This window comes from Bacillus sp. FSL L8-0152 (assembly GCF_038006365.1).
In the GTDB taxonomy this organism is placed as follows: domain Bacteria; phylum Bacillota; class Bacilli; order Bacillales; family Bacillaceae_G; genus Bacillus_A; species Bacillus_A cereus.
Genome location: NZ_JBBOVB010000001.1, coordinates 1,654,761 through 1,675,243 on the forward strand (window position 1 = coordinate 1,654,761; position 20,483 = coordinate 1,675,243).

A 20,483-nucleotide genomic window follows, 5' to 3' on the forward strand; every position below is an offset into this window, starting at 1 on the left:
TTTAAATGTCTAGATAAGGGGATGGAGTATGATTGAATTGGAAATTAGGGTGGAGCGTCTTAGGAAAGAACAAATAGGCGATATTGTAGCATTATCTTCTTATATTGGCTGGGATTATAACAGAGAAGAAATTGATACAGTTTTTAACTCAGGTATTGTATACGGCGTATGGAATGAGCGAAAGGAACTTATTGCTAGCGCAGCAATAATATTATACGGGGAGGCGTTGGCATCTATCGGAATGGTAATTGTACATCAAAATTATAAGGGAAGAGGAATTGGAAAGGTGATAACGAATTCATGCATGAGTAGCGTATCAGCTCAAACTCCAATTATGCTTATTGCTACGGATGAGGGAAAGCCTCTATATGAAAAATTAGGATTTAGAGTAGTAAGCTATGTTTCTAAATACATATGTAACTCGTACAATGTGAATGATTATTGTGTAGGAAATGAAGATTATATGGTGAAGTATGAAGAGTGTGATTTAGAAAAAATAATAAAAATAGATGAAAATGCGTTTGGAACAAATCGAAAGGTGTTTTTAAAGAAAAGGATTATGCAAAGTGAACAATGCAATGTTGTGAAAGATAAGGAGCAAAATGTACTAGGATATGGTTTGAGTATACAAACGCCAGAAAATAAAATAATAGGACCAGTCGTTGCTAAAAATAATGCGATGGCAATGAGAATAGTACATGATTTAGCAAGAGGGCATAATGGAAAATTAAGAATGGATGTACCAGAAGGAAAGAACGATTTTATGAAAGAATTAGAGATTGCTGGTTTTAAAAAGGTGAATACACCACCAATTATGATGAAAAATAGTAATCGGTTATTAAAAAGAAATGGTGAACTATATAGTATTGCAGCGCAAATTTTTGGATAAAGAAAGAATCCTTTTAAATGAAGGATTCTTTTTTGAGCTAATTTAATCACGATATTGGTCATGAGTTGGCTGAAAGAGGTCTTCCTCGATATCTCTCACCATAGAAAAATTATCAACGTTATAATGACCGTGTAAAGTTTTATTGTGATGACCAATAATTTGTTCTGCAGACAATACGTTAGAATCAGTTGTTGAATGCCCGTTTTTAATTAATGTAACGTCAAATCCTTGTACAGTTGCTGTTCTAACGGCAGTGTCGATACAATGTTCTGTTTTACATCCGCCTATAACAATATGATTAATGTTTTCTTCTTTTAAAAGTTCAAGTAAAGAAGTGCCGTAGAATGAATTGGTTGCTGCTTTATTAATAAGGATTGCAGACTGGGGTACTTGAATTTGATTATGTACTTCAAATCCTTCGCCACTACCAGAAGCAACATCGATATCTCTTACGAAAACAATAAGAGCATTTGAATCTATTGCTTTCTGCAGTGCTATATTTAGTGTAGATAATAGCTCGGTTTTACGAAAAACTTCATTTTCTTGCTCATTTCCATCAATTAATTCTTGTTGAGCGTCGATAATTAATAGTGCTTGTTTCATCGTGTCTCCCCTTTAATATGAAATAAGTTCCACTTTACATATTCCTTCAGATTGTTAGAAAATCCTCCATTGTAAGCGAAGTAGAAGATTGATTTACAAAGTTTTCAAAGAAATTTCATTCTCATAGCGTGTAAAAACATGTATCATAGGAGATGGAGAATTTTTGAGTAGGTGGGAATAACATGCAAACAGTAGAAGATTATCTTTCATTCTTACATACGAAAGGATTTAAATTATCAGAGGAAGCACAGGGGTTTATTATGTTTGGACAAGGATATACTGGTGCGTCTGATGGGATTGTGAACGCAGCAATAGAAGCGACAATTAAACATCAATTGCAGTTTGATGGTAGTTATTTCGTTGCGTTATTAGAACGATTGAAAGAAGAAGAAATTACCGATAAAAAAAGCGCTAAGGCTTTTATGCGGAAGTTACAAGCGTAACTTCACGCAGCCTGCGCTTCTTTTTTTGTTTTGGAAGGTAATTCAACAAAAATCATGCCTAGAAAAATACATAGACATCCGATAATAGCAGAAATAGAAAGTTGTTCATTTGCAACGAGAACGCCTGTTAAGGCAGCAAAAACGGGCTCCATTGCGAAAATAATTGCTACTCTCGTTGGAGAAGTGTGTTTTTGTGCCGATGTTTGAATGAAAAAAGCAATAGATGTTGCAAACAGGGCAGTTAGAAAGAGTGCGAATAAAAAGGATTGATTCGTCCATAGTGATACTGAAAATAACTTTTCCCAATCTTCAAACAAGAAAGCGCAAATAGAAGAAAATATACCAACAGCTAATACTTGAGATGTGCTTAATAATAAAGGTGATATTTTTTTAGAAAAGAAGCCGTTAATAAGAATATGGGCAGCGAAAGCGACTGCACAACCGAGAACAAGTATATCTCCTATATTTAATTGGAAAGAATCAGCAGCTGTTAATAAGTACAAACCTGTTGTAGCTACAGCAATACCAAGTACGATGAAAATGGTAGCTTTTTGTTTTAAAAAGATAAATGATAAGATTGGGACCATAACAATGCTTAGCCCAGTTAAGAAACCTGCTTTTGAAGATGTTGTATAGAGTAAGCCAAATGTTTGCAATAAATAACCGACAAATAAGAAAAAACCAACGATTATCCCTGCCGTGCTACTATGTTTTATATCTTGTTTTGAAGTTTTTTGTGAGAAAATAATTTGAACGAATAATAAAATAATTCCAGCGAATAAAAAGCGAATACCATTAAACGTAAATGGACCAACGAAAGACATAGCGTTTTGAACGACAACAAACGTAGCTCCCCAAATAAAAGAGACAAATAATAAAGCAAGAGGAGCAATCCACTCTTTTTTCACACTCATACCCCCGTTAATTTTGTAAGATAGCTTTTCTAGCTAATTCATCAGCTACTTTATTTTGACTACTTGGAATCCACTTAATAAAAAAGAGATCGAAGTTTTTTATGTACTGCAGCGCTTCATCTAAAAGAGGTGTAAATATTTTATTTTTTGCGTATTCCTTTTCAACAGCCCGTTCGACAAGCTGGGAATCTGTACGAAAAGAGACAGTGCTATAATTATGCTCGATGCAATATTTTAATGCTAGAAGTAAAGCGCGGTATTCTGCTTCATGATTGGACATTGTTCCAAGTGGTAATGATAATTGTACAGGCGGCTGAACGCCTTTAATAAACACTCCTGCACCAGAAGGACCAGGATTTCCTTTTGATGCACCATCAATATATACTTCAATCAAAATGAGAAACCTCCAAATTATAAGATTATCCCCTACTTAAATGCTTTTTGAAGTAGGGGATAGAGTAGTTATCCGATTGTGATGCTATAACGACATGTAAATGTTTCATTCGCTTGTAACGATTGAATTCCCTTTTTGTCCTTGAAATCTTTTGCTGGATTTATTTCATCAGCGATTCCATACCAAGGTTCAATACATAAGAAAGGTGCGTTATCCCCTGGTGTCCATACGCCGACAAATGGGAAGCCATCAAATTCTACTTTTACAAATTTATTATGTTTATGAGAACGAATCGAAATTTCATTCGTATTCATATTTTCAAAAATAAGCGCATCATTTTTGAATAAATCATATGTAAGTGGCAATTCAGTTGTATTTTCAGCGATTAATTGCTTTTTGTTTGAAAGATAAGGTCCTTCTAATACGCTTGTTTCTAAGCGTTCCGAACCATTAAACGATAAATGATAATCTGTAAATGATTCACCATCCAATAAAGGGAAGTTGAAGCCAGGATATGCTCCGATTGAGAAGAACATCTCTTTTGAAGTAGGATTGTTTACTTCATATGTTACATGAACGATTTGTCCATCTAGCTCATAAGAAACGAGTAGTTCGAATTCGTATGGGTATTTTTTTAATGTTTCTTCATTACTAGTAACGATATAAGTGATTTTTGTTTCGCTTTGTTCTTTCACAGAGAAAGTAAGATCACGAGCGAAACCGTGTTGTGTTAATGAATATGATTTACCGTCTACGTAGTATGTATTATCTACTAATCGGCCGACAATTGGGAACAAAATTGGTGCACGGCGTCCCCAATAAGTAGAATCACCTTGCCATAAATATTCTGTGTTGTCTTCTTTTAAGCGAACGCTCTGTAATTCTGCACCTTTGTCAGAAATGGAAACGATCACTTTTTCATTTTGAATTGTTGCTGTCATGAAGTGAAACCTCCTAAATCTTTCATATGTTTCATTATACGTTGTCTAAAAGGAAAAAGGTAGTTTATGATAGGAATCTATTGACGAAAGAGGGGCTACCACGTAAAATATAATCTTGTTGCTTAAAAAACGAATAACGTGGTTCGAAACCATCCCACGTAAAAAAACTAAGGAGATTTTGTCATGAATATTAGAACTTTAGTCGGTAATGGTATTTTAGCGGCATTATATATTGCTGTTTCTATGCTTATTCAGCCATTTGGCTTTACGAATGTACAATTTCGTATTTCAGAGATGTTTAATCATCTCGTTGTATTTAACAAGAAAGCAATTTACGGAATTGTATTAGGTGTATTTTTAACGAATCTCTTTTTCTCACCTATGATCGCTTACGATTTAGTATTTGGAGTAGGGCAATCTATTCTTGCGTTAGTTGCAACGATTATTTCTATGCGATTTATTAAAGGTGTTTGGGCTCGTATGATTTTTAATACAGTTATCTTTACGATTACAATGTTTATGATTGCAATTGAACTTCATCTTGCATTGGGTTTACCATTTATGTTGTCTTGGTTAACTTGTGCAATTGGTGAATTTGTTGTCATGGCGATCGGTATGCCTGTAATGTACTGGATTAATAAGCGAGTACAATTTGAAAGATTTATGTAATAGATGAAAGAGCTATTCCTATAGGGATAGCTCTTTTTGTATGTAATCATATTGAATATAATGCTGTGACTCTAGATAAAATATAATAAAATAAAGTGAGGCTTCAATTAGCCGGATATATATAAGAAGTCTTACATAAGGGGAATGTAGTATGAAATATAAAATTCATTGGTTGTATAAAACGAAGCGTGGATTGCAGACGCAATTAACAACAGAGTATATGAACATAGAAGAAGTACTTCAATTTGCAGAGGATTTTGAGAAAACAGGAAGAGCTAAGGAACTTTTATTTTACGATGAAATGGACGCAGAATGGTCATTAAAAGAGATGAAAAAGTTAAGTAAGCAAGTAGAGGAAGAGCCCCAAGAAATACTCGTTTATTTTGATGGGGGGTATGATGTGCAAACGAAAGAAGCTGGCGCTGGTATATGTGTGTATTATAAGAAAGGAAATACAAACTACCGCATTCGCCGCAATGCATATATAGAAGGTATATATGATAATAATGAAGCGGAATATGCATCATTATTATACGGTATGAATATACTCGAGGAACTAGGGATTAAGTATGAAGCAGTTACACTTCGCGGAGACTCACAAGTGGTACTGCAGCAATTAGCCGGAGAATGGCCTTGTTATGATGAACATTTAAATCATTATTTAGATCAAATTGAACAAAAGGCGAAGCAAATGAAATTAAAACTTTTATGTGAGCCGATATCTAGAAAACAAAATAAAGAAGCACATCAATTAGCAACGCAAGCATTAGAAGGAACAGTTATTGATAGTCATAAAGAAATAACCGAATAGAGAGGTGCAAAGGTGGATAAAAAGCAACTCATTACAGAGGTAAATGACTTATTAGAAACGTATTGTGAAGGATGTTTTTTGCGAGAACATAATCGAAAGACAAATAGTAAGTATTATGCTCATTCATTTTGTATAAGACAATGTACAGTTGGAGAAACATTGAAAAAGTATGGAGAACAGTTATCATAAAAAAACATCCAGAGAAAATTCTCTGGATGTTTTTTAGTGCTTTGCTTCGTTTAATTGCTGCTCGCATTTGCTTAGTTTCTTTTCCTCGTTCATTAAAAATGGTTCATCTAAATCTACTGCAACAGATTTCATAATTTCAAGCTGTGAGCGAGCTGCTTCTACTGCAGTAGTAGCATGCTCTAATGTATCTGGATCCATTGAAATTGTTGCTGATCCTACCATTTTTTGTGCTGTTTCTACACGGAATTTTACTTCTTCAAAATCATTTACTTCTGATCCCATTGTTACTGCCTCCTTTGTATATTGCGCATTTCACATAGTTTTTGCTCTGTAAAACGGAAATATACAAAGGAATAATAAAGGAGGTTACCAAGTAAGGTAACCTCCTGTTATATGTTGGATTAAAGTTTTACTACGTTAGCAGCTTGAGGTCCGCGGTTACCTTCAGTAATGTCGAAAGATACTTCTTGACCTTCTTCTAAAGCTTTATAGCCGTCTCCTTGAATAGCAGAGAAATGTACGAATACATCGTCAGCGCCTTCCATTTCGATAAATCCAAAACCTTTTTCGTTGTTAAACCATTTTACTTTTCCTTGCATGTTATAATTCCTCCTAAAAGCGTTTACTATTTTCATTTAGTGAAATTCATTTAAAAAATAATATAAACTAAAAATGCTATATTCTTGAATATTCTGCTAAATGATTAATTTAAATATACACGAATTGGGAGAATTTAGTCAAGTAAGCGATTTTATTTTTTGTATTTTTAAATAATTTTTCAGTCGAATTTTTAAATAGGTATAGGACAGGCCGAGTATGTAATATTCTTAATTGAATGCTATACATAATGAGGTGAAAGAATGAATAAGTCTTATTTATTAGATAATGAAGGAATAAGAACGAGAACCGACATACCTGATTGGGTTGCAAAAGAATTTGAGATTTTTTCAAGTGTCGTGTTAGAACCAACTTTTCCATGTTATTTCGGTTTAACAGCTTTGAAAAAGAATGAACTTCGTTATTCATTTCTTTCTCATAATGATTGGAGTCATTTGCCGCATACAATGTTATCTTTTTTAGAGTTAATGAAAGAGAGGCCGATTGTAAGAAGGGGCTTTTTCCTTTTTATAGAACCGGAATGTGAAGAACAATCACTCGAATATTACCGTGATTCCTTTTGGAAAGTGTTACAGTATTTACATGAAAACGATGATCAAGCATGGCCAAAGCAGATTCCTGAAGATCCAGACCATCATTTATGGGAATTTTCATTTGGTGGTGAACCAATATTTGCATTTGGAAATGCGCCAGCTTATAAACAACGAAAAACTAGACATTTAGGGAATGCTCTCGTTATTGGGTTTCAGCCACGCACTATTTTTGATGGATTAGAGGGAGATCGTCCTAAAGGAGCATATTCAAGACAAATGGTCCGTGAGCGAGTTGAAAAGTGGGATCAATTGCCGAAACATCCTAACATTAGTCATTATGGTGACCCAGAGCATCGTGAATGGAAACAATATTTCATAGGAGACGATGTAGAACCAATAAAAGGGAAATGCCCTTTTCTTCATAAGATAAAAAAGTAAGAGCCATCACCTAGATGGCTCTTTTGTATATTTTGGATAAAAAAGGGTATTTTATTACGAAAGCTAGTCTATTTTTTCAAATTACATCATTAACTAGTAGTAAAGAGAGTAGAAAGGATAGAGCGATGATTGGAGCAATTATACAGCAAATTGTATTAGGTATATCATTAGCTGCGCCAGTAGGGCCGATTAATATTGAAATGTTAAAACGAGGAATTGAACGTGGGTTTTGGCACGCTTGGGTTGTTGGAATTGGTGGAATGACTGCAGATGTTTTATTTATGCTTCTCATTTATTTCGGTTTATCTTCTGTGTTTATGTATACATATGTACAAGCCTTCATGTATTGCACGGGTTTTTTCTTGTTATTTTATTTAGGATTTCAAAGTGTAAAACAAGGAATTTTCGAATCGAATATGGAATATAAAAAAGAAGAGGTAGGTGGCCTTAAGCAATCGTTTATGGCAGGGTTTTTAATTGCGATATCCAATCCATTAAATCTTGTTTTTTGGTTTGGTATATACGGAAGTACACTTAGCTCATTACTTACGAAGGTAACGAAACAAGAAGCTTTTTTGTACAGTCTTTGCATTATTGTTGGTATTATTTTATGGAATTTAAATATTGCATTTTCTGTACATTTTGGAAGAACTTTATTAAAACCAAAAGCGCTGGGCTACATAACAGCCGGAGCAGGTATTATTTTAGTAGGTTACTCTATACATTTTGCATACAAAGCTTTACAGTTGTTCACATAAGATTGAAGGGGAGATTTTTATGTATCGAACCACTATTGACGGAAAAGAAATTATCATTACGTTAGCGCCAAAAATCCGAAAAGAAATTACTGATAGAAATCCACTATATGAAGCGGTATTTCATAATGCTGCAAGATTGCTACAAACAAAGCAACCGACGTTTGCAGTAAATCATGAAATATTTGGTCTCATTATTGGAGAAGTGCAAAGAGGAGAAGTAACAGTGTTTGCAGTGGAACATATTATTCCGAAGCAAAATATATTTGGACCAAATAATTTTTTCTCGACAATAGAACAGCAGGCAAATTTGTAAAGTGAATAGAATAAGAATAGAAAAGAAATAGTCGTAACGATATGTTGCGGCTGTTTTTTGGGAAAAGGGGGAAACAAGATGAAGAAAGTGGGGAAAGAGTTCTTTTTACAACATGATATCGTTATTATGTATAGCATTCTATTTATTTTCATTATTATTTTAAAAATGCAATTTTTCTCTTGGGTTGGCATGTTAGCATGTATGTTTGGGATTGTTTTCTATACACTTAATGAATATATGACACATCGTTTTTTATTCCATATAAAGCCACCTAAAAACACATTTCTATTAAAAATGTTAAGAAGATTACATTATGATCACCACGTATATCCAGAGGATTTAAAACTTTTGTTTTTACCTGTATGGTTTAGTATACCTAGTTTTACTATTTATTTGCTTATAGCATATGGTATTACAAAAAGTGTTACTATTACACTTTCATTTGGAATCGGAATGATTATCATGCTGCTCGTTTACGAATGGAAACATTATATTGCCCATAGACCGATTCGTCCCGTCACTAAGTTTGGAAGATGGCTAAAAAAACAACATATATTACACCATTATAAAAACGAAAAGTTTTGGTTCGGTGTTTCAAATCCAGTATTCGATTTTATATTTGGAACACTTAAAGACGGAAAAGATGTTGAGTTAAGCGAAACAGCTCGTAATTTGGAAAAGGAAAAAAAGACAAAAGTAGTGCGTTAAGCACTGCTTTTGTCTTAATGAAGAAAAAAAGTAAGGTGTCACTTTATTTTGAAAAAGTATATTAAAAATTTGGGGAAATTTGCCGAAAAATGTCTATCGAAAAATCTTTGCATGAATGTATGGATTGTCTAAAATGAGTATAAGTTTCTGAATATTTATAAAATTTAGTCTTTAGGTATGCGAAGGGGAAGTGTATTTCAAGTAAGAGAGGGGATCGGTTAATGAAACGAGATGATACGTCAGCACGTAAGTTGCAAAATGAGGTGAATTATACAGAGGTCGTTCAGTCGGAAGAATTTCAATTGTTATTAAATACGAAAAAGAAGTTTATCGTTCCAATGAGTATTTTCTTTTTTAGTTTTTTTATTGCACTGCCTATTTTAACGTCGTATTCAAAGGTGCTTAATACACCTGCATTTGGTGACGTTACATGGGCGTGGGTATTTGCTTTTTCCCAATTTATCATGACATGGGCACTATGTATGATTTATAGCAAAAAAGCAGAATCATTTGATGAAATCTCCCGAAAAATTCTGCAAAACATGCAAAAAGGGAGGGGCTGAACTTGAATACTACTGCGTTTGCACTATTTTTAATTATCGTTCTTGGTACGCTAGTCATAACCTATTTTGCATCGAAAAAAACGAAAAATGCGAGTGAATTTTATACGGCCGGAGGGGGATTAACTGGTTGGCAAAATGGTCTAGCCATTGCTGGAGATTACATGTCTGCTGCTTCATTTCTTGGTATAGCCGGAGCAATCGCATTAACTGGGTTTGATGGATTCTTTTATAGTATCGGTTTTTTAGTTGCTTATTTAGTTGTACTGTATCTTGTTGCAGAACCGCTTAGAAATTTAGGGAAGTACACTTTGGCGGATATGATTGCAGCACGCTTTGATGCGAAAAAAGTTCGCGGAGTTGCAGCTCTTAATACGATGACGATTTCTATCTTTTACATGATTGCACAATTAGTTGGCGCGGGTGCACTTATTAAATTATTATTAGGGATTGAATATACGACATCTGTATTAATCGTTGGAACACTTATGACGGTGTATGTTATTTTTGGAGGTATGACAGCAACGAGCTGGGTACAAATTGTAAAGGCTGTATTACTTATGGCTGGTACGTTTATTATTTCTGTTATCGTTTTCGCAAAATTCAACTTCAGCGTGACTGAAATGTTCGCCCAAATGAAAACAGCTACACCTTTAAAAGATTCATTTTTAAATCCAGGTGTAAAGTATAAGGATGGTCTTGATACACTTTCTTTAAATTTAGGACTAGTACTTGGTACAGCTGGATTACCACATATACTAGTCCGCTTTTTTACAGTACGTGATGCAAAAACTGCACGTCAATCTGTCGTATATGCGACGTGGTTAATTGGTGCATTTTATATTATGACGATTTTCTTAGGATTTGGTGCGGCAGCGTTTGTAGGAAATGAAGCGATTATTAAAGCGAACCCAGCTGGTAATATGGCGGCACCTTTATTAGCCAAAGCGTTAGGTGGAGACTTCTTATTTGCTTTCGTATCAGCAATTGCTTTTGCAACGATTTTGGCTGTAGTGGCAGGTCTTGTATTAACAGCAGCATCAGCATTCGCTCATGATTTTTATAATGAAATCATTCGTAAAGGAAAATCAACGGAAAAAGAGCAAGTATCCATGGCTCGTTATGCATCTATTGGAGTAGCGATACTATCTATCATACTTGCATTATTTGCCCAAACATTAAACGTAGCATTTTTAGTATCATTAGCATTTGCAGTTGCAGCGAGTGCAAATCTACCAGTAATTTTATTTACAATATATTGGAAGCGTTTTAATACAACGGGTGCTATTTCGGGTATGATTGTAGGTCTTGTATCAGCAATTGTTCTTGTAGCGTTGAGTCCGAATGTTTGGAACCCTGTAGCTGGAAAAGCTATTTTTGTTGGGGAAGCGTTATTCCCATATACGACACCAGGAATTATTTCAATTCCACTCGGATTTCTTGCAGCATATTTAGGAACGGTTTTATCTAGTAAGAAAGAAGATGCAGCGAAATTTGATGAAATTCTAGTGAAATCTAATACTGGTCATGGCATTAGCGATGCGTCTTCACATTAAATAAAAGAGGAGCTTTTCGTGAACTGCACCCCAATTGTTAGACACAGTCTAACAATTGGGGGTGCAGTTTTTCTATGGCTAAATTTACAGCTGATGAAAAAATACAAATCGTTCTACGTTATTTGAACGGAAATGAAAGTTATCGAGAAATAGGTAAATCGCTCGGTATAAGTGACACAATCATTTTGAATTGGGTAAACCAATATAAACAGAATGGTCTGGAAGCTTTTCTAAAACGATGTACAAATTACACACAACAATTTAAACTAGACGTACTAAACTTTATGATTGAAAACGGTATGTCCTTATTTGAGACGGCAGCTATCTTTAATATTCCTGCCCCTTCAACGATTTCTGTTTGGAAAAAACAGCTCGAAACACAAGGAATTGATATTGATGCCCTTCAATCTAAGAAAAAGGGGCGTCCATCCATGAAAAAAGATTCAAATAAACAATTAAAACAACCTTTAGCTGAAGGGTCAGTCGAAGCACTTGAAGCACGCATTAAACAGCTTGAGATGGAAAATGAGTACTTAAAAAAGTTAAATGCCTTAGTTCAAAACAAGGAAAAATCACAAAACAAGACAAAGCGCAAGTAGTCTACGAATTAAGGCATAAATATTCGGTCAAGGCACTCGTGGAGCTAGCTACTATTCCTCGAAGCACGTATTATGATTTAGTAAAGAAAATGAATCGTCCAGATCTAGATGCCGATTTGAAAGCTGAGATTAAAGCGATTTATGAGGAAAATGAAGGTCGTTATGGTTACCGTCGCATTCGTGATGAATTAACGAATCGTGGCCAGAAAGTGAACCACAAGAAGGTTCAGCGCATTATGAAAGAGCTTGGGTTAAAGTGTGTTGTGCGTATGAAGAAATATAAATCCTATAAAGGAAAAGTCGGTAGAATTGCACCTAATATTTTAGAGCGTAATTTTTATACAGATGCACCGAATCAAAAGTGGGTAACAGACATCACAGAGTTTAAATTGTTTGGAGAAAAACTGTATGTATCACCTGTATTAGATTTGTATAATGGTGAAATTATTACCTATACAATTGGTTCTAGACCGACGTATTCGCTTGTTTCAGACATGTTAGAGAAAGCATTGGAACGTTTACCTGAAACCCACCAGCTACTGATGCATTCGGATCAAGGATGGCATTATCAAATGAGACAGTACGTCCTTACACTTGAATCAAGAGCTATCGTTCAGAGTATGTCTCGAAAAGGCAACTGTTACGACAACGCAGTAATAGAAAATTTCTTTGGGATTATGAAGTCGGAGTTCCTCTACATAAAAGAATTTGAAAATGTAGAGCACTTTAAAATAGAATTAGAAAAATATATAGATTATTATAATACGAAACGGATTAAGGCAAAATTAAAAATGAGCCCAGTACAATACCGGACTCACTTTTATCAAGCTGCCTAATGAAATAACCGTGTCTAACTTTTAGGGGTCACTTCATCGATAGATAAGAAAAGCTCTTTTTTCTTTTGTCATTTTCTTGTAAATATTACTGATTTGTAAGTAGGATTTGTCTTAATTTTGTGGAATGAAAATAGCAGGGAGAAATTTAAGTCATCATGGCACCAGCGCAGCTTTTGTGAAAAATAAGTTGTTATGGAAGGTGGAAGTAATGATGAAAACGAAGCAAACTGATGAATTATTAGCAAAAGATGAGCAATATGTTTGGCATGGAATGCGTCCCTTTAGTCCAAATAGTACAATGGTAGGGGCAAAAGCTGAAGGGTGCTGGGTTGAAGATATACAAGGAAAAAGATATTTAGATGGTATGAGTGGCCTTTGGTGTGTGAATAGTGGATATGGAAGAAAAGAGCTCGCAGAAGCGGCTTATAAGCAATTACAAACATTATCATACTTTCCAATGTCACAATCCCATGAGCCAGCTATAAAGCTTGCTGAAAAGTTAAATGAGTGGCTTGGGGGAGAGTATGTTATTTTCTTCTCAAATAGTGGTTCAGAAGCGAACGAAACAGCTTTTAAAATAGCAAGACAATACTATGCTCAAAAAGGTGAACCACATCGTTATAAATTTATGTCACGTTATCGTGGGTATCACGGGAATACAATGGCGACAATGGCAGCGACGGGACAAGCGCAGCGTAGATATCAATATGAGCCGTTTGCTTCAGGTTTTTTACATGTAACACCACCGGATTGTTATCGTATGCCTGAAATTGAAGGGCAGCATATTTATGATGTAGAATGTGTGAAAGAAGTCGATCGTGTTATGACGTGGGAATTAAGTGAAACAATTGCTGCGTTTATTATGGAACCTATTATTACAGGCGGGGGCATATTAATGCCACCACAAGACTATATGAAAGCTGTTCATGAGACGTGTCAAAAACACGGTGCCTTGCTTATTAGTGATGAAGTGATTTGCGGTTTTGGGCGTACAGGAAAAGCATTCGGATTTATGAATTATGATGTGAAGCCAGATATTATTACAATGGCAAAAGGTATTACGAGCGCATATTTACCATTATCTGCAACAGCTGTGAAAAAAGAAATATATGAGGCTTTTAAAGGTAAAGGAGAATATGAATTTTTCCGCCATATTAATACATTTGGTGGGAATCCAGCAGCTTGTGCATTAGCACTTAAAAATTTAGAGATTATGGAAAATGAAAATTTAATTGAGCGATCTGCACAAATGGGTTCCCTTTTATTAGAGCAACTAAAAGATGAAATTGGGGAACATCCACTTGTTGGGAATATTAGAGGAAAAGGTCTATTAGTTGGGATTGAATTAGTAAATGATAAAGAGACGAAAGAGCCAATTGATAATGATAAAATAGCAAGTGTTGTAAATGCTTGTAAAGAAAAGGGCTTAATTATAGGACGAAACGGTATGACAACAGCAGGATATAATAACGTTTTAACATTAGCGCCGCCTCTTGTTATTTCAAGTGAAGAGATTGCTTTCGTTGTTGGAACGTTGAAGACAGCGATGGAGCGTATTTAATAAATAGAGAGAGGAGCGAGCTGTAATATAAGGCTCGCTCTTGTTTAGTAGGAGGGGACTTTTAATGGAGAAATATGATCCTAACAAACATTATCACATCGGATATTATGAAGACGGATATGATTTAGAAGTGACGGCGTACAAAAGAATAAATGAACCAGTTTGGGATGCTTATATTCCGCACTATGAGGCAGACGATTTTTATAAGAAAGTGGAGGGAATGAAGCTAGGTAAATATATAGATGATTATGGCATTATGGTGTATTCATTTGGGAATGATATTGATGATGATGAAGCACGAATTATTTTTGAAAAATGGTTAAAAAAGAACGGGATTGTTTAAAGATAAAACAAAAAGGAGATTGCTATCTTATAAAATAGCAATCTCCTTTTATTATAGTAAATTTATTTACTTGCTTTCATTGCTTTATCTTTTGCACCAAAAGTGTATTTTAACATTGGTGGTGTAATCATTGTAGTTAAAATAACGACAATAACGATTGCTGTAAAGTAATCTTGTGCCAATAGACCTGAAGAAAGTCCTGTTCCTGCGATGATAAGTGCAACTTCACCACGAGAAACCATTCCAGCACCGATAATTGCAGAAGACTTAGCGTCAAATCCAGTCATTCGAGCACCGAATCCACAGCCGATTAATTTCGTTAATACAGCGATAACAGTTAATGCTAAGATGAACCAAATTTGATTGCCGATACCGTCAAATGTAATATTCATACCGATACTAACGAAGAATACGGGAACGAACATAGCGTAAGCAATTGGTTCTACTTTCTTTTCTACTTCATGTTTGTAGTTTGTTTGAGAAATTGCAATACCAGCAGCGAAAGCACCGATAATACCAGCAATTCCTAATAATTCGCCGAAATATGCGAATGAGAAACAGATGATAAGAGCCGCGCTCACGATAGACTCAGATACGCGCAGTGGTGATAACCAGCGCATAATCGCAGGAACACCTTTCCATCCGATTAAAATAATAGAAGCGAAGAATACTACTTTCTTCAAGATAACCATTGTTAAGTTAACATCATCAGTACCTAAGAAGCTCATTGCAAATGCTAATAAAATAACAACAAGAATGTCATCAAATACAGCGGCTCCAAGCATCGTCGTACTTTCACGTGTTTTCATTTTACCTAAATCACGAAGTGTTTGTACGGAAATACTAACACTTGTCGCACATAGAAGTAATCCTAAGAATACAGCGTTTCCTTGTTCCATTCCCATCACAAGACCGGAAACGTAACCACCTACGAATGGAAGAATGATACCTCCGAGTGCAACTGCTAAAGAAGAATTACGATTTGCGTTTAATTCTTCTAAGTCTGTTTCAAGTCCAGCCATAAACATTAAAAGAATAACTCCGACATTACTTAATTGAGTTAGAAGCTCTGAATTTTCAATCCAACCTAATACAGCTGGACCGATAACGATACCGACAATTAATTTACCTAGTACAGAAGGTTGACCTAATCTAACACTAAGATCACCAGCAAGCTTTGTACTTAATAAAATAAGTGCAATTTGAAAGAAAAATTCGAATTCCATCTGATCCTCTCCTCGTCATTTTTAATTTTATCATACGATTTCTCGGAATTTGCCTAATGAAAATATGTAAAACCCATTAAACAAAAGGGTCTGATTACAAGTTCTTTTGAACTCGTAATTTGAACCTGTAATTAATATATAATAAAATTTATTAAAAATCAATGAAAAAATAGCAGATTTTCATGATGGAATTTGATTTAGGTATGAAGGGAATGGCTATATAATAAGAAGAAATAAGGCAATATTTTTAATGAATTGGAGAAGGAAACATGTTATTAAATAAACGCTTTACAATTGGAGAAATGGCAAAAATGCATAATATCGCAGAATCTACATTGAGGTATTATGATGAAAAAGGAATTTTTCATCCGTCCATTGTTGATCCTCAAACGAATTATCGTTATTATACAATCGATCAATTTTCACTGTTAGATACGATTAAATTTTTACGCCAGTTAAATATTCCGTTAAAGGAAATTAAGAAATATATTGATGAAAGAAATCCAACATACGCACTCAATTTACTGGAAAAACAACAAGAAATGATGCTGAAGAAACAAAGAGAAATTGAATATGCCTTAGCAAAAATGGAACATAGAATTCATTTAATTAAGGCAGCAACAAAAGCAAAAGCTGAACAAATGGTAATTAAAGAGATTCCGCAGCGGAAAATTACAGCAATTGCGGTTGCTCCAAATACGACGGATGATATGTTTGAGTACTACATCCATTCGTTGCAAAAAAATATGAGGCAAATGGATGATAGTTTATTTTCTGGAGATATTGGTGTAACTGTTGCGAAAAAAGGATTAATGCAAAATGAGTTTCAAGCATATAGTAGTGTTTTCATTCTTTTGGATTACATGCCCTTTCAAGTGAATAGTTCAGATGAAATTAAAGCAGGTATATTTGCCTGTGTATATCACCACGGGCCATATGAAGAAACTGATGAAACATATAAGAAATTAATAAAATATATTGATCAAGAAGGATATGAAATAGACGGAGATTCGATTGAGATTGCATTAATTGATTGGTCTGTAACAGAAAATCCAGAGGAGCAAGTAACAGAAATTCAAATTCCTATAATGAAAAAACAAAGCAATAAGTTATAGGACTCGTATAATTACAAATGAGCATCAAACGCGATAATTAAGTTACCTATTTTTTAATTCTCTATTGACCTTCAAGTTACTTGAAGGTTTAAACTGAGGAAAGAGAGTTGAAAAAAGGAGCATATTAGAGTATGGAAGCAACAGAAAAATTAAGAGAAAAACCGATAAAAAGTTTATTTATTTCTTATTTAATACCAGCTGTTCTAGGAATGGTATTAATGTCAGTTAATATTGTAATTGATGCGGTCATGATTAGTAGAGGAGTTGGGGCGAACGGTTTAGCAGGAGTAAACGTGGCTATTCCAGCGTTTTCGATTTTTTTCTCTATTTCATTATGGATCGGAATGGGCGGGGCAACGTTATATTCCATTGCATTAGGTGAAAATAAACGAGAAAGAGCAAGGTCTATTTTTACTCAATCCATGACGGTAGCAGTTGTTATCGTAGGTGTTTTAGCGGCTATTTGTTTATGGAGAATAGAAGATTTAGCGTACTTATTTGGTGCAAATGAAGTGATTTTACCATATGCGTTAGACTATTTACACGTATTATTAACATTTGGAATGATATACGTTTTAGAAAATATTTTAAGTACATTTATACGAAATGATGGAAATCCTAATTTAGCAATGGCAGGTCTTGTTGTAACGGCTGTATTAAATATAGTATTTGACTATATCTTTATTTTTATCTTTGGATGGGGGGTAACAGGTGCTGCTTCAGCGACTATTCTTTCGGCAGCGATTGGTTTCCTTGTATTATTAACTCATTTCTTTAGAAAAAGTAGTATTTTAAAATGGACGAAATTCCATTTTGAATGGGATACTGTCAAACAAATTATGGTGATTGGTTTCCCAAGTTTTACAGCAGAAAGTACGGTTGCAATCGTAACGATTGGTTTTAATATCGCATTCGTCCAATATGCAGGAGAAGTAGGAGTAGCTTCCTATGCGATGGTGAATAGTATTCATGCAATGGCATTACTACTATTCTTCGGTGTAGGTGCTGCATTGCAACCGATTGCTAGTTTCCATTACGGGGCAAACTTATCAGAAAGATTGCGTGAAGGATTGCAGTTTGCTGTGAAAATTGCTGTTGTACTTGGGGGCATTGCGATAATTGTCGGATTATTCTTCGGGAAATATATCATTGGTCTATTTGATGTCCAATCTCCAGAATTATTGGAGTTAACATTAACGGGTATTAGCTTATTCTTTATTCAATACGTATTTTTAGGCTATAACATTGTGTATGGAGAGTACTTCCAATCAGTGCGACAAACGAAGAAATCAGTACTGATTATAATGAGCCGAGGGTTACTATTTATCATTCCATTGTTATGGATTATGCCGAAATTATTTGGGATAAACGGAATTTGGCTCGTTATGCCAGTTGCTGAAGTAATGACAGCAATTATCGTATTTACGATGAATCGTATGAAACATCCTGTTCCATTAAATATGGCAGGAGAGAAAGAAGCGATATGATGAAGAAAATCCCCTTAAGCAATTAAGGGGATTTTTTTATTCCTTTAAACTAATCGCAAAAGATCCATCCGTTTCTTGAACAGAAGCGAAAGCAACGTTTTTAATATTTGTAATTCCTTTTTCTTTTAATTCTTTATATAACCATTTTTCATCTTTATGGATTAACTTTAAGTTATCGTATTGAATTTGTGAATCGACGATAAGTGCAATTGGTAATCCAGCATACTTAACATCTATGTTTAAATCTTTTGGAGTTAATGGTACAAGTTCTCTTTTTGGTAAAATACTAATAGCTCCGTTCGCTTCTAAAATGGCGTATTCAATTTCATGAACACTCGGATATCCTGCAACGCGAAGATTAGAAAGTAGTTCGGCAATGGGATATCTACTTTTTTGTAAGTTCTCAAAAATAATATCACCATGTTTAATTAAAATGATAGGGTGTCCGAGAATAAAACGATTTAGTTTGTTGAATAGGCTTAATTTTGTAAGGAGTAAATGTAAACATGTAATAACAACCATACCGAGAAATGCTTGTAAAGCACCAGAGACGGGTATGGCCTGGAAAGCTAAATAAGATAAAAAGATTATAGCCCCAAAATCATGAGGAGTTAGTTGTGCTAGCGCGGATTTACCGAGTAACTTAAGCGATAGTAAAAATAAGATGAAAAAGAACGACACGTTACATAAAAAGAGAAGCAATAGAGACACTCCTTGGTGTAAAGTTGTACTTACTATTCCCGAAAGTAATATAAATATTACCTTTCAGAGGATAATTTAGGGTTTATTGGAATTTGTCTGTATACAAACAAATAAATGGATATTATCATGAAGGAAGTAAAAGAAAATAGGAGTATATGAGTATGAGAAAGAAGAAAATAATAAAGTGTATTTTAGTTGTTATAATGATTTGCGCCGTATATGCGGGGTTTTTACAATATCACATTTATAAGCATGGACATATGAATGCAAGTGACGATGCTGAGTACATAATTGTACTAGGATCGAAAGTAAATGGAACGAAACCATCTTATTCATTGCAATATCGTATTGATAAAGCAGCTGAATATTTAAAATCACATGAGAAAACAATCGCTATCGTATCTGGAGGACAAGGAAAAGGTGAAGACATTTCAGAAGCATTAGCAATGAAACAAGGACTAATAAAACAAAACATCGCAGAAGACCGTATTATAATGGAGGACAAATCTACGAGTACAGATGAGAATATTACATTCTCAAAACCGTTAATTCCAGCCGATATGAAAAAAGGTATGATCGTAACAAACGATTTTCATATGTTTAGAGCGAAAAAAATAGCTGCCAAACAAGGTTTACAATTAGAAGGTCTTCCGGAAAAAACACCGAAACCAATCATCATTCCATCGAATGTACGAGAATATTTAGCCATTACACAGTATTGGTTTATGAATCGAATATAGTGAAAGTGATCCCGTCTGAAACTTCAGACGGGATTTAATTTGAGGAAAATCTTACAAATATGTCACGTTAGTGAAAGGTAAAGCGATAGTTTCTAGAATGATTTCCTGACATAATGAAAGTAACAAAAACTATTTAGAGGTGAATCGGATGAAAGGAAATAATATTTTATCTTCGTTATGTTACTTTAGTATCTTTTTTGCACCATTTTTACTACCAATTATCGTGTACTTTGTTGCAGAAGATGAAGTGAAATATCACGCGAAAAAAGCATTTTGGTCACATGTTTTCCCATACGTAATCTTATTTGGAGGACTAGCAGTATCAGGAATGTACGGTTTAGGTTTCAATCAATCTGACGGTGCTGGAATTGGAATGATTATCACATATGCAGTGTTCATTCTTGTAGGAATTTACTACTTCATTTGGAATATCGTAAAAGGTATTAAAGTTTTGAAAACGGCGTAATAAGACAATTGTAATTTCATTTACCGTATTCATAGACGTTTTAAAAAAAGAGCAATTCAAAATGAAGTGAC

General features: G+C 34.6%; 26 protein-coding genes and 1 riboswitch. Of the genes, 18 read left to right on the plus strand and 8 right to left on the minus strand.

Annotated elements, in window-relative coordinates:
• The first annotated feature begins 28 nt into the window (after positions 1-28).
• Complete coding sequence (locus MHH27_RS08430) at positions 29-889, plus strand: GNAT family N-acetyltransferase (RefSeq protein ID WP_340942201.1); 861 nt, start codon at positions 29-31, stop codon at positions 887-889.
• A gap of 42 nt (positions 890-931) precedes the next feature.
• Here MHH27_RS08430 and MHH27_RS08435 read toward each other — a convergent pair whose 3' ends face one another.
• Positions 932-1,492, minus strand: a complete 561-nt coding sequence (locus MHH27_RS08435; protein ID WP_000806323.1) for a cysteine hydrolase family protein — start codon at positions 1,490-1,492, stop codon at positions 932-934.
• A 182-nt stretch (positions 1,493-1,674) separates the two neighbouring features.
• On the opposite strand from MHH27_RS08435, the gene MHH27_RS08440 reads away from it, so the two are divergent.
• Entirely contained in the window at positions 1,675-1,935 is a 261-nt protein-coding gene (locus tag MHH27_RS08440; RefSeq protein ID WP_001195212.1) for a DUF6123 family protein, read from the plus strand.
• A gap of 2 nt (positions 1,936-1,937) precedes the next feature.
• Here the strand turns inward: MHH27_RS08440 and MHH27_RS08445 are convergent, their stop codons facing one another.
• The 3 genes from MHH27_RS08445 to MHH27_RS08455 form a co-directional block, all read right to left on the minus strand.
• A complete protein-coding gene (locus MHH27_RS08445) occupies positions 1,938-2,843 on the minus strand; it encodes a DMT family transporter (protein ID WP_000712599.1) in 906 nt (301 codons plus the stop codon).
• A gap of 13 nt (positions 2,844-2,856) precedes the next feature.
• Positions 2,857-3,243, minus strand: coding sequence for a reverse transcriptase-like protein (locus MHH27_RS08450; RefSeq protein ID WP_340942206.1), 387 nt, complete (start codon positions 3,241-3,243; stop codon positions 2,857-2,859).
• A 68-nt stretch (positions 3,244-3,311) separates the two neighbouring features.
• Positions 3,312-4,184, minus strand: coding sequence for an aldose 1-epimerase family protein (locus MHH27_RS08455; protein ID WP_340942210.1), 873 nt, complete (start codon positions 4,182-4,184; stop codon positions 3,312-3,314).
• Positions 4,185-4,316: 132 nt separating this feature from the next.
• Positions 4,317-4,361: riboswitch (PreQ1 riboswitch) on the plus strand.
• Between the two features lie 6 nt (positions 4,362-4,367).
• Here MHH27_RS08455 and MHH27_RS08460 point away from each other — a divergent pair.
• The 3 genes from MHH27_RS08460 to MHH27_RS08470 all read left to right on the plus strand — a co-directional run bounded on the left by MHH27_RS08460 (position 4,368) and on the right by MHH27_RS08470 (position 5,853).
• The gene (locus MHH27_RS08460) at positions 4,368-4,853 is read left to right on the plus strand and encodes a QueT transporter family protein (protein ID WP_001026474.1); all 486 of its coding nucleotides are present in this window, start codon (positions 4,368-4,370) and stop codon (positions 4,851-4,853) included.
• Positions 4,854-5,004: 151 nt separating this feature from the next.
• Positions 5,005-5,664, plus strand: coding sequence for a ribonuclease H family protein (locus MHH27_RS08465; protein ID WP_098235518.1), 660 nt, complete (start codon positions 5,005-5,007; stop codon positions 5,662-5,664).
• A gap of 12 nt (positions 5,665-5,676) precedes the next feature.
• Positions 5,677-5,853 carry a zinc-finger domain-containing protein gene (locus MHH27_RS08470; RefSeq protein WP_000358801.1) on the plus strand — a complete coding sequence of 59 codons (177 nt, stop codon included), beginning with the start codon at positions 5,677-5,679 and terminating at the stop codon, positions 5,851-5,853.
• Positions 5,854-5,886: 33 nt separating this feature from the next.
• On the opposite strand, the gene MHH27_RS08475 is transcribed toward MHH27_RS08470, so the two are convergent.
• Together MHH27_RS08475 and cspB are read right to left on the minus strand one after the other, a co-directional pair.
• Positions 5,887-6,135 carry a DUF2564 family protein gene (locus MHH27_RS08475; protein ID WP_000534400.1) on the minus strand — a complete coding sequence of 83 codons (249 nt, stop codon included), beginning with the start codon at positions 6,133-6,135 and terminating at the stop codon, positions 5,887-5,889.
• Between the two features lie 119 nt (positions 6,136-6,254).
• Positions 6,255-6,452, minus strand: a complete 198-nt coding sequence (gene cspB / locus MHH27_RS08480; protein WP_001161731.1) for a cold shock-like protein CspB — start codon at positions 6,450-6,452, stop codon at positions 6,255-6,257.
• Positions 6,453-6,713: 261 nt separating this feature from the next.
• On the opposite strand from cspB, the gene MHH27_RS08485 reads away from it, so the two are divergent.
• The 9 genes from MHH27_RS08485 to MHH27_RS08525 all read left to right on the plus strand — a co-directional run bounded on the left by MHH27_RS08485 (position 6,714) and on the right by MHH27_RS08525 (position 14,676).
• Entirely contained in the window at positions 6,714-7,442 is a 729-nt protein-coding gene (locus tag MHH27_RS08485) for a YqcI/YcgG family protein (RefSeq protein ID WP_075719732.1), read from the plus strand.
• Positions 7,443-7,456: 14 nt separating this feature from the next.
• Complete coding sequence (locus tag MHH27_RS08490) at positions 7,457-8,200, plus strand: LysE family transporter (protein WP_139062871.1); 744 nt, start codon at positions 7,457-7,459, stop codon at positions 8,198-8,200.
• Between the two features lie 19 nt (positions 8,201-8,219).
• Positions 8,220-8,513 carry a hypothetical protein gene (locus MHH27_RS08495; protein ID WP_000286361.1) on the plus strand — a complete coding sequence of 98 codons (294 nt, stop codon included), beginning with the start codon at positions 8,220-8,222 and terminating at the stop codon, positions 8,511-8,513.
• A 78-nt stretch (positions 8,514-8,591) separates the two neighbouring features.
• Positions 8,592-9,221, plus strand: a complete 630-nt coding sequence (locus tag MHH27_RS08500; RefSeq protein WP_000755393.1) for a sterol desaturase family protein — start codon at positions 8,592-8,594, stop codon at positions 9,219-9,221.
• A 221-nt stretch (positions 9,222-9,442) separates the two neighbouring features.
• Positions 9,443-9,784 (plus strand): DUF485 domain-containing protein, encoded by a 342-nt coding sequence (locus tag MHH27_RS08505; protein WP_000817372.1) that lies wholly within the window; start codon positions 9,443-9,445, stop codon positions 9,782-9,784.
• Between the two features lie 2 nt (positions 9,785-9,786).
• Positions 9,787-11,337, plus strand: coding sequence for a solute symporter family protein (locus tag MHH27_RS08510; RefSeq protein WP_001098239.1), 1,551 nt, complete (start codon positions 9,787-9,789; stop codon positions 11,335-11,337).
• 74 nt (positions 11,338-11,411) lie between these two features.
• A protein-coding gene (locus MHH27_RS08515) for an IS3 family transposase (protein WP_340942218.1) occupies positions 11,412-12,772 on the plus strand; the annotation gives its coding sequence in 2 pieces (ribosomal slippage) (positions 11,412-11,871 and positions 11,871-12,772; 1,362 coding nt in all).
• 211 nt (positions 12,773-12,983) lie between these two features.
• On the plus strand, positions 12,984-14,333 hold the full coding sequence (locus tag MHH27_RS08520) for an aspartate aminotransferase family protein (RefSeq protein ID WP_000850962.1): 1,350 nt from the start codon (positions 12,984-12,986) through the stop codon (positions 14,331-14,333).
• 64 nt (positions 14,334-14,397) lie between these two features.
• Positions 14,398-14,676: a DUF3986 family protein gene (locus tag MHH27_RS08525; RefSeq protein WP_000417068.1), complete on the plus strand. Its 279-nt coding sequence runs from the start codon at positions 14,398-14,400 to the stop codon at positions 14,674-14,676.
• Between the two features lie 62 nt (positions 14,677-14,738).
• Here MHH27_RS08525 and MHH27_RS08530 read toward each other — a convergent pair whose 3' ends face one another.
• Positions 14,739-15,902, minus strand: coding sequence for a cation:proton antiporter (locus tag MHH27_RS08530; protein ID WP_000393901.1), 1,164 nt, complete (start codon positions 15,900-15,902; stop codon positions 14,739-14,741).
• A 269-nt stretch (positions 15,903-16,171) separates the two neighbouring features.
• Between MHH27_RS08530 and MHH27_RS08535 the strand changes: the two genes are divergently transcribed.
• On the plus strand, positions 16,172-17,017 hold the full coding sequence (locus MHH27_RS08535; RefSeq protein WP_340942221.1) for a MerR family transcriptional regulator: 846 nt from the start codon (positions 16,172-16,174) through the stop codon (positions 17,015-17,017).
• Between the two features lie 131 nt (positions 17,018-17,148).
• Entirely contained in the window at positions 17,149-18,504 is a 1,356-nt protein-coding gene (locus MHH27_RS08540; RefSeq protein WP_000388396.1) for an MATE family efflux transporter, read from the plus strand.
• A gap of 36 nt (positions 18,505-18,540) precedes the next feature.
• On the opposite strand, the gene MHH27_RS08545 is transcribed toward MHH27_RS08540, so the two are convergent.
• Entirely contained in the window at positions 18,541-19,206 is a 666-nt protein-coding gene (locus MHH27_RS08545; protein ID WP_000923922.1) for a DUF421 domain-containing protein, read from the minus strand.
• A 161-nt stretch (positions 19,207-19,367) separates the two neighbouring features.
• Between MHH27_RS08545 and MHH27_RS08550 the strand changes: the two genes are divergently transcribed.
• Together MHH27_RS08550 and MHH27_RS08555 are read left to right on the plus strand one after the other, a co-directional pair.
• The gene (locus MHH27_RS08550) at positions 19,368-19,946 is read left to right on the plus strand and encodes a YdcF family protein (protein ID WP_340942223.1); all 579 of its coding nucleotides are present in this window, start codon (positions 19,368-19,370) and stop codon (positions 19,944-19,946) included.
• Positions 19,947-20,094: 148 nt separating this feature from the next.
• Complete coding sequence (locus tag MHH27_RS08555; protein ID WP_016513067.1) at positions 20,095-20,412, plus strand: DUF4870 domain-containing protein; 318 nt, start codon at positions 20,095-20,097, stop codon at positions 20,410-20,412.
• Positions 20,413-20,483 lie beyond the last annotated feature (71 nt).